The 12,358-nt window shown below is 72.4% G+C and carries 9 protein-coding genes and 1 pseudogene; 7 read left to right on the top strand and 3 right to left on the bottom strand.

Annotated features, from left to right (window positions below):
* Positions 1 to 335: 335 nt before the first annotated feature.
* Complete coding sequence (locus DLJ58_RS33555; RefSeq protein WP_091397814.1) at positions 336 to 1,781, bottom strand: LVIVD repeat-containing protein; 1,446 nt, start codon at positions 1,779 to 1,781, stop codon at positions 336 to 338.
* Between the two features lie 138 nt (positions 1,782 to 1,919).
* On the opposite strand from DLJ58_RS33555, the gene DLJ58_RS33560 reads away from it, so the two are divergent.
* From DLJ58_RS33560 to DLJ58_RS33575, 4 genes are all read left to right on the top strand, one after another.
* Positions 1,920 to 2,627, top strand: a complete 708-nt coding sequence (locus DLJ58_RS33560; protein WP_124863133.1) for a DUF305 domain-containing protein — start codon at positions 1,920 to 1,922, stop codon at positions 2,625 to 2,627.
* Between the two features lie 47 nt (positions 2,628 to 2,674).
* Positions 2,675 to 3,895 carry a sensor histidine kinase gene (locus DLJ58_RS33565; protein WP_124863135.1) on the top strand — a complete coding sequence of 407 codons (1,221 nt, stop codon included), beginning with the start codon at positions 2,675 to 2,677 and terminating at the stop codon, positions 3,893 to 3,895.
* Complete coding sequence (locus tag DLJ58_RS33570) at positions 3,892 to 4,557, top strand: response regulator (protein WP_124863138.1); 666 nt, start codon at positions 3,892 to 3,894, stop codon at positions 4,555 to 4,557. The genes DLJ58_RS33565 and DLJ58_RS33570 overlap by 4 nt, the downstream gene beginning before the upstream one ends.
* Before the next feature lie 147 nt (positions 4,558 to 4,704).
* Positions 4,705 to 7,179 carry an ABC transporter permease gene (locus tag DLJ58_RS33575; RefSeq protein ID WP_124863141.1) on the top strand — a complete coding sequence of 825 codons (2,475 nt, stop codon included), beginning with the start codon at positions 4,705 to 4,707 and terminating at the stop codon, positions 7,177 to 7,179.
* 108 nt (positions 7,180 to 7,287) lie between these two features.
* Here the strand turns inward: DLJ58_RS33575 and DLJ58_RS33580 are convergent, their stop codons facing one another.
* Both DLJ58_RS33580 and DLJ58_RS33585 read right to left on the bottom strand, forming a co-directional pair.
* Positions 7,288 to 8,550, bottom strand: coding sequence for a nucleotide sugar dehydrogenase (locus DLJ58_RS33580; RefSeq protein WP_124863144.1), 1,263 nt, complete (start codon positions 8,548 to 8,550; stop codon positions 7,288 to 7,290).
* 125 nt (positions 8,551 to 8,675) lie between these two features.
* Positions 8,676 to 10,040, bottom strand: a complete 1,365-nt coding sequence (locus tag DLJ58_RS33585; RefSeq protein WP_124863147.1) for a serine/threonine-protein kinase — start codon at positions 10,038 to 10,040, stop codon at positions 8,676 to 8,678.
* A 538-nt stretch (positions 10,041 to 10,578) separates the two neighbouring features.
* On the opposite strand from DLJ58_RS33585, the gene DLJ58_RS33590 reads away from it, so the two are divergent.
* The 3 genes and pseudogenes from DLJ58_RS33590 to DLJ58_RS33600 all read left to right on the top strand — a co-directional run.
* Complete coding sequence (locus DLJ58_RS33590; protein WP_124863150.1) at positions 10,579 to 11,211, top strand: RNA polymerase sigma factor; 633 nt, start codon at positions 10,579 to 10,581, stop codon at positions 11,209 to 11,211.
* 16 nt (positions 11,212 to 11,227) lie between these two features.
* Positions 11,228 to 12,046 (top strand): hypothetical protein, encoded by an 819-nt coding sequence (locus DLJ58_RS33595; protein ID WP_124863153.1) that lies wholly within the window; start codon positions 11,228 to 11,230, stop codon positions 12,044 to 12,046.
* Positions 12,047 to 12,201: 155 nt separating this feature from the next.
* A pseudogene (locus tag DLJ58_RS33600) lies at positions 12,202 to 12,358 on the top strand (ergothioneine biosynthesis glutamate--cysteine ligase EgtA); the annotation flags it as partial.

Below are 12,358 nucleotides of genomic sequence, written 5' to 3' on the forward strand. Positions count from 1 at the left end.
GGCGGGCGGTGCGACGACGTCAAGCTTCACGTCTGACCACGTTGACACGGTGGCGGGTCTGCCGCCCGCGCTGGCGCCGTCAGGGTGACCAGCCCCACCGAGGACCGGGGGAGCGCGGTCGACCAGCCGAGGTGCTGCGGCGCGCGGAACCCGACAGGCCGGCCCGGGGCGGGAGACAACCGACGATCGGCCCCACCGGCGTCCCGATGGACATGTGGAGGATCCTGCCGATGAGCTGACGGGCGGACGTGCGCGAACAGGGCCGGGCCCGGCCCCCGGAGATCGGGGACCGGGCCCGGTGTGGTGCGTGGTGCGTGGTGCGTGGTGCGTGGTGGCTACCAGCCCAGGTAGCTGGGCTGGGTCTGCACGTTGAGCTCCTGGTAGCGGGTCAGCTTGGCCGACCAGGTACGCCAGTCGTTCAGCTCCAGGACGTCCAGGCCTTTCACCATGTCGTTCGAGTAGATGTGGCCGTTGTAGTAGTACGCGGACCAGGTGCCGCCGCCGACGAACGTGTCGGCCGAGAGCGGGCCGCGCTCCCAGAAGGCGATCTCCTTCGGGTTGGCCGAGTCGGTGAAGTCGAACACCGAGATACCACCCTGGTACCACGCCTGGACCATGATGTCCTTGCCGAGCACCGGGATCAGCGAGCCGTTGTGCGCCACGCAGTTCTCGGTGTCGGCGTTCGCCCGGGGGATCTTGTAGTAGCTGCGGAAGGTCATCGTCCGGGCGTTGCCGCGGCCGGCGATGTCGTAGATGGCGTCCGCGCCGCGGTTCGGGCCGACGGTCTCGTTGCAGGTCGCCGCCCCGCCGCCACCCAGCTCGTCGGTGAAGATCACCTTGGTGCCGGCGTTGTTGAAGGTGGCCGAGTGCCAGAACGCGAAGTTGACCTCGTCCCGGACCCGGTTGATGACCCGGGGGGCCTCGCGGTTCTTGATGTCGAGCAGGATGCCGTCACCCATGCAGGCGCCGGCGGCCAGGTCCTTCGACGGGTAGGCGGTGATGTCGTGGCAACCGGTGGTCGCCGAGCCGGTCTGGCTGCCGGGGAAGCCGCCGTCCGGGAAGAGGTTCGGCGTCGCGACCACGGCCGCGTCGGTCGGCTTCTTCACCGGCACCTTGATGATGGAGATGGAGTCGTGCGGCGGCTGGCAGTCCGGGAATTCGGCCCGCGGGCTGTACGACGAGACGTACAGGTAGATGGCCTTGCGGTCCTTGCCCGGCACCAGGGTGTGGGTGTGGGAGCCGCAGGCCGTCTCGACGGACTTGATGTAGCGCGGGTTGGCCTTGTCCTTGATGTCGAAGACCTTGATGCCCTCCCACGAGCCCTTCACGTCCGCTCCCTGCGTGGTGCTGTTGCAGGAGTCGTCGCTGCGCGACGAGTCGGTGGAGAGGAAGAGCAGGTCACCGTGGACGGAGATGTCGTTCTGCGACCCCGGGCAGAGCACCCGGGCCTTGACCGTCGGCGCGCTGGGCCGCGAAATGTCATAGATGACGAAGCCGTTGTAGTTGCCGGCGAACGCGTACTTGCCCTGGAAGGCGATGTCGCTGTTGGTCGCGTCCAGTGGGGCGACCTTGGGGACGTTGGCGATCTGGCGCAGGTTGGGGCTGCTCACGATCTCGTCGACGCCCGGGATCGTGTTGGTGAGCGCGGGGGCCGGGGCCGCCTGCGGCACCGTCTGGGCGCTGCTCGCCGGGGCGACGAGGGCGCTGGCGACGAGGAGGCCGGTCGTGGCGAGTGCCACGACACGCAGTTGTCGTAACCGTGGCTTGTGGAATCTGATCATCGGCGGGGCCCTTCGCAAGGGGGAGACGATGGTTGACACGTTACCGTCCGACGAAGAACGTCGATGTGAGCTGGATCACATGAAAGTGGGTTCTTCAATGGATAGCATCGCGGTGACCTCGACTGCAGGGAGTGGCCCATGACCAACCGGCGCGCACGCACCCTGGCGGTCGTCACACTGGCTCTCGTGTTGCCGCTGGTGGTGTTCATGGTGATCCGCCTCGACGGCGACACCGGCACGAGCGCACCGCAGCCGGTCTCCGCGCCCGCCACCTCCGCCGCGTCGCCGACGGCCAGCCCCGTCCCCACCGACCTGACCGTCATCGCGCCCGGCCGCCCGGGCGAGACGGCGGCCACCCGCCCGGCGCACGAGGTCCGCGACGCCGGTCCCGCCTCGCACAACTCGCTGGACGTCTATTTCGTCCGGATGATGATCCCGCACCACGCGCAGGCCCTGGCGATGGCGGAGCTCGCCCCCGACCGGGCCGCCGACCCCGACGTCCGGGCCATCGCCGAGCGCATCCGAGCCAGCCAGGGGCCGGAGATGGGCATGATGCGCGGCTGGCTGCAGACCCGTGGCCTGCCGGCGGAGGTGCAGGGGCACGACCACGGCACCATGCGCGGCATGCAGTCGCCAGAGGCGATGCGGCAGCTCGCCGCGGCCCGTGGCGCCGACTTCGACCGGCTCTTCGTCCAGATGATGACCGAGCACCACCAGGGCGCCATCGAGATGGCCACCAACCTGCTCACGGTCGGCTCCGACCTGACGCTCAACGAGTTCGCCAACTCCGTCGCCACCGAGCAGACCGTCGAGATCGACCGCATGCGTGAGGTCCTCGGCGGCTGAGCCCGGGCGCGGGGCGCGAGGGCCTTGCATCCCGGCACGTACGCTGGGTGACCGTGAGACGCACCCTGTTCGGTCGCCCGCTGCGCGGCGCCGCCTTCGACGTGGCCGTCGCCGCGCTGGTGGTCCTCGTCTCCCTGGCCGCGGCGGTGAACCAGCCGGGCGGTTGGGCGGCCACGGCGGTGGGCGTGGGGATGGCGGTGGCGCTGCTGTTCCGCCGCACCCACCCGAGCGCGGTGACGGTGGCGGTCGCGGTGCTCGCCCTGATCCAGGTGATCGCCCGCTGGGGTCCGCTCATCTACGACGTGGCCGTCCTGATCGCGCTCTACAGCGTGGTGAAGTACGGCCGGCGGCTGCGCGACGGCGTACTCGCCGGCGCGGTCGCGGCAGTCGGCGTGCTGCTGGCCGCCGCACAGACCCCCAACGTCATCCAGTGGTGGGTGACCGCGCTGTGGTACGCACTGGTCACCGGGGCGGTGTGGCTGGTCGCGCTGAACGTGCGGACCCGCCGGCTCTACGTGCTCAGCCTGGAGGAGCGGGCCACCACCCTGGAACGCGAGCGGGAGGCCGAGTCCCGGGCGGCGGTCGCCGAGGAGCGCACCCGGATCGCCCGTGAGCTGCACGACGTGGTCGCCCACAGCATGGCCGTGATGATCGTCCAGGCGGACGGGGCCCGGTTCATGCTCGACCGTGACCCCGCCCAGGCGCGCACCGCCGTGAAGGTGGTCGCGGACACCGGCCGGCAGGCGCTGGAGGAGATGCGCCGCCTGGTCGGCGTTCTGCGCGACGCCGGCCCGGCCGGCGCGGACGGGGCCGACGGGCTGGCGGTGGCGGCCGACCCCGAGCACCGACGCCTCGCGCTGGCCGAGCTGCCCGACCTGCTGGCCCGCTTCGACGACGCCGGTCTGCACGTCCGCAGCACCGTCACCGGTGCGCCACCGGCCCTGCCGCCGGGCCTGGAGCTGACCGTCTACCGGGTGGTGCAGGAGGCGTTGACCAACGCGCTCAAGCACGCCGGCGTCGGCGCGGGCGTCGAGGTCGTCCTGTCGTACACCGCCGAGGCCGTCGTGGTCCGGGTGGTCGACGACGGTCGCGGCCGCCCGCTGGTCAGCCCGGCGCCGTCCGGCGGTCACGGCCTGCTCGGCATGCGGGAGCGGGTGACGGTGTACGACGGCAGCCTCACCGCCGGTCCCCGGCTGGCCGGGGGCTGGCAAGTAGAGGTTCGGCTGCCGCTACCGTCAGAGCCGGCAACGGAGGTGATTGCGGCATGACGGTCCGGGTGGTGATCGTGGACGACCAGGCGCTGGTCCGCGCCGGGTTCCGGATGGTGCTGGAATCCCAGCCCGACCTGGAGGTCGTCGGGGAGGCGATCGACGGCGCGGACGCCCTGCGGGTGCTCGCCCGCACCGAGGCCGACGTGGTGGTGATGGACATCCGGATGCCCACCATGGACGGGGTGGAGGCGACCCGTCGACTCTGCGCCGAGCGGCCCGCTGGTGGCCCTCGGGTGCTGGTGCTGACCACCTTCGACACCGAGGCGGACGCGTTCGCGGCGCTGCAGGCCGGGGCGAGTGGCTTCCTGCTCAAGAACGTCCCGCCGGAGGAGTTGCTGGCCGCGATCCGGGTGGTGGCCCAGGGCGACTCGGTGGTGGCTCCGTCGATCACCCGACGCCTGCTGGACCGGTTCGCCGGGCAGCTCGGCGCCGCTCCGGGCGCCGACCCTCGACTCGCGCAGCTCACCGAACGGGAACGGGAGGTGCTGCTGCTGGTCGCCCAGGGGCTGTCCAACGCGGAGATCGCCGCCCGGGTGCACGTGGCCGAGGCGACGGTGAAGACCCACGTCGGGCGGATCCTGGCGAAACTCCAGCTGCGCGACCGGGTCCAGGCGGTGGTCCTGGCGTACGAGAGCGGGCTGGTCACGCCCGGCGGATGACACCGCGTACGACCTGGGTCGTAGCGGCCGGCGGGCGCACCGCGACCCGGGGCGCACGCAGGTCGAGCGCGCAGGTGGAGATCGACAGACCGGTTCCGGCCATAGCGTCGGAGGGGTCCGATCCGCCACCTGCACCGGGAGCCCCGCATGATCCGCCTGACCCTGCGTTCGCTGCGCGCCGAGGCGCTGCGCATGCTGCTCTCGGCGCTCGCCGTCGTGCTCGGCGTCGCGTTCGTCGCCGGCACGATGATGTTCGTCGACGGGATGCGGGCCGGGGCGTACGAGCGGGCCGGCACCTTCGACCGCCACACCGATCTGGGGGTCTACTCGGCCGGCCGAGAGGTGTTGGCCCCGGCGCTGGTCGACCGGGTGCGGGCGGTCGACGGGGTGGCCGCCGCCGCCGGTGAGCTGACCAACACCGCCGGGATCGTCGGAGCCGACGGTCGGCCGGTGCTCGGCTTCACCATGCTCGTCGCCATCCCCACCGAGGACGCGCTGCGCTCGTACGACGTGGTGGCCGGCCGGTTGCCCGACCGGGCCGGCGAGGTGGTGCTCGACGCGCCGACGGCGGCCGAGCAGGGCTTCGGGCTCGGCGCGGCGGTCCGGATCGGCGCCTCCGGCGGGGCGGCCCGCCCGTACACCCTGGTGGGCACCGTCGACGTGGCGGACACCGCCCGCGATGTCGGCGGTCCGTTCGTCGGCCTGGTCGGGCCGGACGCCTTGGCCCTCACCGGCGAGCGGGGCTACGGCCGGATCATGGTGGCGGCCCGACCGGGCGCCGACGTCGCGGCGCTGACCGAGAAGGTACGCGCCGCGTCCGGCGCCGAAGCCACGGTGAAGAGTCGCCAGCAGATCCTCGACGAGGCCGTGGAGGACGCGGTCCGCAACGTGGACCAGTTCCGCATGCTGCTGTTGATCTTCGTGGGGGTCGCCATCGTGGTGGCCGGCTTCGTGATCGCCAACACCTTCGCGATCGTGCTGGCCCAGCGGACCCGACGGACCGCGCTGCTGCGCCTGATCGGCGCCACCCGGGGACAGGTCTTCCGATCCACAGTGCTGGAGTCGGCGGTGCTGGGGCTGGTCGCCTCCGCGCTCGGGGTGCTGCTCGGGGTGGCCCTCGCCGCCGGGTTGCGGCTGCTGCTGTCCCAACTGGACGTGCCGGTCACCGGTGGGCTGACCGTGACCGGTTCGACGGTGCTCACCGGCCTGCTGCTGGGCACCGGGCTCACCGTGTGCGCCGCCCTGCTGCCGGCCTGGCGGGGCACACGGATCGCACCGGTGGCCGCGCTCACCGACGCCGCGGTGCAGCCCAGCCGGGGTGCTGGTCGGGTTCGGCTGAGCATCGGCGCGGTGGTCCTCGCCGTCGGTGTGGCCGCGCTGGCCGGCGCCGCCAGCGCCGGTCAGCTACTACTGGTGGCGGTCGGTGGGGTGCTCACCTTCTTCGGGATCGTGTTGTTCGGGCCGGTGCTCGTCCCCGCGCTGGCCCGGGTGTTCGGTTGGCCGGTCCGACGAGTGCTCGGCACCGTCGGTGAGCTGGCGGTGAGCAACACGGTGCGCAATCCGCGGCGGGTCGCCGCGACGGCCACCGCGCTGGTGATCGGTATCGGACTGGTCTCAGCGTTCATGGTTGGCGCCCGCAGCACCAAGGACGGCATCGAACGCAGCGTGGACGCCCAGATCGGGACGGACTTCGTGGTCAGCGGAATCGGTCAGGACCTGCCGGCCGCGCTCGTCGGCGAGCTCGCCTCCCGTCCCGAGCTTGGTGTCGTGCACGAGCAGCGCGACACTGTCGTCGACGACGTCGAGATCCGCGCGGCCCACCCGGCGCTGGTCGGCCGGACGCTGAGCGGAGTGCTGGCCGGCGACGCCGAGCGGGTCGGGCCGGGGCAGGTGCTGGTGCATCGCGAGTTGGCGCGGGCCCGCGGCTGGCAGGTCGGCTCCCCGGTGACCGTCGAGGGGAGGTCGTTCCGGGTGGCCGCCGTGGTGACCGACGACAGCCCTGGCGGTGAGGTGCCCGCGGGTCACGTCATCGACCTGTCCGACCAGGACTTCGCCGAGCTCTTCCCCGCCCGGCGCGGCTACCTGGCCGAGATCGACCCCGCCGCCGGGGTGAGCCCCGAGCGGGCCCGCGACGCGATCACCGCAGTGCTGGGCCGCTACCCGACGGTGAACCTGATGGACCAGGGCGCGTACAAGAAGATGCTCACCGGCACTGTGGACATGCTGCTCGCCTTCGTCACCGCGCTGCTCGGTCTGGCCGTGGTGATCGCCCTGGTCGGTGTAGCGAACACCCTGAGCCTGTCGGTGGTCGAACGGACCAGGGAGAACGCCGTGCTGCGGGCGGTCGGGCTCACCCGAGGGCGGATGCGGGCTGTGCTCGCCGTCGAGGCGGTGCTGATGGCGCTGGTCGGCGCGGTGCTCGGGGTCGGGCTCGGCACCGGAGTCAGCGCGTCCGCGATGGCCCTGCTGGACCGCCTCGGCGGCGACTTCCACGTGGTGCTGCCGCTCGGCCAGCTCGGGCTGATCCTCGGTGTCGCGGTGCTCGCCGCTCTGCTCGCCTCGGTGCTGCCGGCCCGCCGGGCGCTGTCCCGCCCGGTCGTCGAGGCGCTCGCCGACCAGTGAGCCGGTCGCGGTCCGGACCGGCCGGGTCCGACCCCGGCGACCGGACGGACATCCGCTGGCCGGTCCCGCCATCTTCCCCGGCGGCGGGACCGGCCAGCGGTGCCGGGTCTACAGGCGCTCGACCATCGGGCCGACGCACCGGTTGCGGGTGTCGAAGACGTAGCGGGCGTGCCTGACCACGAGGTCGTAGTCGAAGGTGTCATGGTCGGTGACCACCACCACCGCGTCGGCCGCACGCACCTCACGCTCGCTGAGCCCGACCACTGTGACTCCGGCGGGGATCTGGTGCGCCTCGGCGTACGGCTCGACGGCGTGCACCTCGGCGCCGAGGGCCTGCAACCGACGGGCCACGTCCACGGCGGGGGAGTCGCGCATGTCGCCGGTGTTCTTCTTGTACGCCAGACCGAGCAGCAGCAGTCGGGCGCCGCTGACGGCCCGGCCGTCCCGGTTCAGCCCACCCATGATCCGCTGGGCGACGTGCTCGGGCATCTCGTGGTTGACGTCGTTGGCCAGCTCGATGAACCGGAACTGCCGACCGAGGCGGCGCTTGACCTGCCAGGACAGGTAGCACGGGTCGATGGGCAGGCAGTGCCCGCCGACGCCGGGGCCGGGCCGGAACGGCATGAAGCCGAACGGTTTGGTCGAGGCGGCGTCGATCGCCTCCCAGACGTCGATGTCGAGGTGGTGCGAGAGCATGGTCAGCTCGTTGATCAGCGCGATGTTGACCTGGCGGAACGTGTTCTCGATCAGCTTGGTCAGCTCGGCGACGCGGGTGGAGTCCACCGGTACGGTGCGTTCCACGAGGAGCTGGTAGAACTCGTCCACCCGGGCCAGCGCGGCCGGGTCCACACCGGAGACCACCTTCGGGGTGTTCTCCAGCCGCCAGGTCGGGTTGCCCGGGTCGATCCGCTCGGGGCTGTAGCCGAGGTGGAAGTCACCGGGGCTGGTCAGCCCGCTGGCCGACTCCAACAGCGGGCGCAGCAGCTCCTCGGTGGTGCCGGGGTAGGTGGTCGATTCCAGGATCACCGTGCAGCCGGGGCGTACGTACGGGCCGATACCGACGCCGGCCTGCTCGACGAAGCTCAGGTCCGGGGTCCCGTCGCGCAGCGGGGTCGGCACCGTGATGACACAGATGTCGAACCCGTCAGCGTCGGTGTATTCCGTGCTGGGGTGGTAGCGGCCGCTGCCCAACGCGCGGCCCAGCCGGTCGGCCGGGATGTCCTCGACGAACGACTCGCCGGAGGCGAGACGCTTCACCCGGTCGGCGTCGACGTCGAGACCGACCACGTCGAGCCCCGCCTCGACGGCCCGCATGGCCAGCGGCAGTCCGACGTACCCCTGACCGATCACGACCAGCTTTTCAGCGCTCACCCAGGCTCCCGCAGCAGATGGTGTAAATAGCCTGCTCAGAGCCTAGAGGCGTCTTCGGCGTCGTAAGTCCGTTTTGGGGATATCGGTGCTGGTGGGACTGACGGGGGTCGGCGACACTGGTTCGCTCAACCGCCCACCGGCACCTCCGGATCGACCGGCGCGCTGGAGGTGGGGGGCGGATCAGAGGGCGGCGCGGTCGTCGGCGGCGCGGCGGTCGTGGGCGCCGCGCTGGTCGGCGGCGCCGTGGTGACGCCCACCGTCGGCGTCGGCGGGCCGACCGTCTCGCTGGGCTGCAGGCTCGGCGTGGCGGAGACCGAGGCCGACGGGGAGTTGCTGGAGACGTGCGGCCGGTCCGGCCGGACCGGCTCGACACTGGTGATCTGCTCGTTCGCCGCGGGCAGGTCGACGGGGCCGCTCGGCGCCACCGTCGGCGAGGTGGCCGGCAAATTGACCGCCGGGTCGTCGCCGACGTTTCGTGTCGCGGCCAGCGCCGCGCCGAGCCCGACCAGCGCGACCAGCATGGCCGCCGCCGCGCCGACGAGCGGACCCCGCCGTCGCTGGCGCCCGTCCGCAACCGCCGCGCCGGCGGGCACGTCCGTGCGGGTGCCCGGCCCAGCGTCGCGCAGCGCGACCGGCCCGGCCATCGCCGTCGGCGGCTCGCCGCCGGTGACCGCCGTCCGAGCGGCCTCGGCCATTGCCGCTCCGCTGGTGAACCGCTCCAGCGGATCCTTGGCCAGGGCCCGCGACACCAGGGCGCGGACCGCCTCCGGAATGTCGTGCGGCAGCTCCGGTGGCTCGTCGTCCAGGTGCCGCACGGCGACCTGGAGCGGATTGTCACCGGTGAAGGGCGGACTGCCGGTCAGGCAGCAGTAGGTGACCGCGCCCAGGGCGTAGATGTCGGTGGCACCGCTGACCGGCCGACCGGCGGCCTGCTCCGGAGCCATGTAGAGGGCGGTGCCCGGCACCGCGTTGGTGCTGGTGATGCTGGTGATGTCGGTGGAGCGGGCCACGCCGAAGTCCACCAGGACGACAGTGCCGTCCTCCTGCACCAGCAGGTTGCTGGGCTTGACGTCGCGGTGCACGATGCCGCCGCGATGCGCCGCGTTGAGCGCTGCGGCCGCCTGGGCCACGATCGACATCGTCTCGGCCACGTCGAGCCGCCCGGCCGCCTCGATCCGCTTGGACAACGGCTCGCCGGCGACGAACTCCATGACGAGGTAGTCCGCGCGCCCGCCGTCGGGGAGGTCGTCCGCACCGCAGTCGAAGACCTGCACGATGCCGGGGTGCCGCAGCGCCGCCATGATCCGGGCCTCGGCGCGGAACCGGGCGATGAAATCGGGATCGGAGACCAGTGCCGGCAGGAGAACCTTGACCGCCACCTGCCGGCCGAGGATCAGGTCGGAGGCACGCCAAACGTCGCCCATGCCGCCCGTGGCGACACGTTCGTCCAAGCGGTAGCGACCGCTGAGCACGACCTCCGATGACAACACCGCATTACCGTACCTAGAGTGGCGCGGGGCGGCGCGCCGTGGCAGGGCCGCCGGGCGGCTGGTTCGGTCTGGCCGATCCGGCCTGACCTGTGTGGACGCACGCCCTTCGTGACGGTGTGGATGTGTGGTGTCACGAAAAGCGACTATTTCCGTCGCTTGGGTCGTCAAAGGGGGCAGGAAACCGCCTCCAGGGGTGGTTGGCGACTGTCACGTACTTGCCGTTACGACGACGCGCCGTCGAGCCGAGTTGATAATTGTCACTCTTCCGTGACACGACGCCGACTTGTCGCGTCGTGAGCCCGCTCTTAGCGTTAGCCCGGCTCGGGCCCTCCCGGCCACCTCGGCGCGCAGCGCGCCGAGCGATCACCCTGGCGTTGGCTCCCGGACACGCCGCCCCGACAATCATGGTCGCGGGCACAATCAGAGCGGTGGAGGGCGGTGCGGTACTGGTGCTGATCGGGCGGACGACTCGTGCCGCGTGGTGTGCGCCAGCCCGGTTGGTCGGGCCGACACGCCTCGAGCGATGCGTGGACCGCGCATGACCGCCGACCTGTCGGAGGTGGTCACCGCAGCGCAGGCCGGGGACGAGGAGGCGTTCCGCTTTCTCTACCGCAGCCTCCAGCCCGGGCTGCTGCGGTACCTGACCGCGCTCGTCGGGGCCGACGCCGAGGACGTCGCCTCCGAGACCTGGCTCCAGATCTCCCGTGACCTGCCCGGTTTCACCGGGGGCGAGTTCCGGGCCTGGGCGGTCACCATCGCCCGTAACCGCGCGATGGACCACCTGCGCCGGATGCGCCGCCGCCCCTCGCTGCCGGTCCCGGTGCAGGCGCTCGCCGAACTCGCCAGCGACGCGGACACCGCCGAGCGAGCCAGCGAGACGCTCGGTACCGAGACCGCCCTCGCGCTGATCGCCACCCTCCCGCCCCGGGAGGCCGAGGCGGTCCTGCTGCGGGCCGTGATCGGGCTGGACGCGGGGTCCGCCGGCCGCGTGCTGGGCCGCCGGGCCGGCGCCGTGCGGACCGCCGCTCACCGAGGCCTACGCCGGCTCGCGGTCCTGCTGGAGCGGCAGAGCCCGGCCGAGTCGTCGCTCGGGGTCGAGGGGGTGCCACCGCCGCGTGCGGGGAGCAGCCCCGCCCTGCGGGCATCGCACGTCGAACCGGCGGACGGCTGACGTGAGAGGACTCCCGATGAACCCGTTCCGGCGAGCCGACCACGCCGACACCGAGCGGCTGCTCGACTCGACCCCTGCGCGGGTGGACGCCACCCTGGATCAGGCCCCCTCCGCCACGCACACAGACGTGGACGCGAACTCACCTGAGGCAGACCTGAGCGCCCGCAACGTGCCCCCGGCCGAGCCGGTGGCCGCGTTGCTCGCCGCGGCGGCCGGCCCCGTCCGCCTAGGCGAGTTGGCCGGGGAGGACGCCGCGGTGGCCGCGTTCCGGGCCGCCCGGGCCAACCCGGCGCCGGCCGTGCCGCAGCGGCCACGCCGTCGCCGGATGACCACCGGCGCGGTGGCCTGGATCGGCGCGGTGGCAGCTACCGCCACCGCTGGGGCGGCCTTCGCCGCGGTCACCCGGGACCGAGGGCCAGACCCGGTCGCACCGGCACCGTCGCGCCCGTCACCCTCGCCGCACCAGGGCACATCCCGGTCGACCGAGCCCGGTCGGTCGGTGGGCCCCGGAACCCCGGTGCCGGGCGCGCCCGTCACCGCCACGCCGCCGGCCGGTCCCACCACCGCCGGCCAGGTGCACGGGCTGTGCCGCGCGTGGCGGGCGAAGAAGCCCGAGCAGCGGGAGAAAGCACTACGCACGCCGGCCTTCCAGAGGCTGGTGACCGCCGCCGGCGGCCCCGCCGAGGTCGAGGCGTACTGCCAGCGGCTGGTACCCGAGACGAAGCCGTCCAAGCTCGCGACGGTCACGCCCTCCGAATCGGCGAAGGACAAGCCGTCCCCATCGGGGAAAGCCCCGCCGTCACCACCGCGTCCGGGTCACCCCGCCGGAGGCTGACCGGTCGGCGGTTGGAGCGGTTTGTTCCGCCCTGCTTCGGAAATTCGTCTGTTAGACAGAGGTTGGTGGCGCCGTGCACGCCCCGACGGTGTCGGTGGGTGGGTCTACGGTGGCACGGTGTGCCGGACCCGGTGCACGGAGAGGGGGCCCGACCCTTGGCGACGTCATCCGACCTGGACCGCAGCGCCATCCTGCGCGAGTCCGCAGCCGCAGTCCGACACCTCGCCCGGATCTGCTTCAAGACCGGCCCACCCACCCACACCGGCGTCGAACTGGAATGGACAGTGCATGACCTGTCTCCTATACAAATCT

The sequence above is a fragment of the Micromonospora arida genome (assembly GCF_003857035.1).
GTDB classification, from domain to species: Bacteria; Actinomycetota; Actinomycetes; order Mycobacteriales; family Micromonosporaceae; genus Micromonospora; species Micromonospora arida.

Coding starts and splice junctions, on each gene's coding strand:
- DLJ58_RS33590 (WP_124863150.1), top strand. CDS start 10,579: ATGACCGCCGACCTGTCGGAGGTGGTCACCGCAGCGCAGGCCGGGGAC.
- DLJ58_RS33595 (WP_124863153.1), top strand. CDS start 11,228: ATGAACCCGTTCCGGCGAGCCGACCACGCCGACACCGAGCGGCTGCTC.
- DLJ58_RS33555 (WP_091397814.1), bottom strand. CDS start 1,781: ATGATCAGATTCCACAAGCCACGGTTACGACAACTGCGTGTCGTGGCA.
- DLJ58_RS33570 (WP_124863138.1), top strand. CDS start 3,892: ATGACGGTCCGGGTGGTGATCGTGGACGACCAGGCGCTGGTCCGCGCC.
- DLJ58_RS33575 (WP_124863141.1), top strand. CDS start 4,705: ATGATCCGCCTGACCCTGCGTTCGCTGCGCGCCGAGGCGCTGCGCATG.
- DLJ58_RS33560 (WP_124863133.1), top strand. CDS start 1,920: ATGACCAACCGGCGCGCACGCACCCTGGCGGTCGTCACACTGGCTCTC.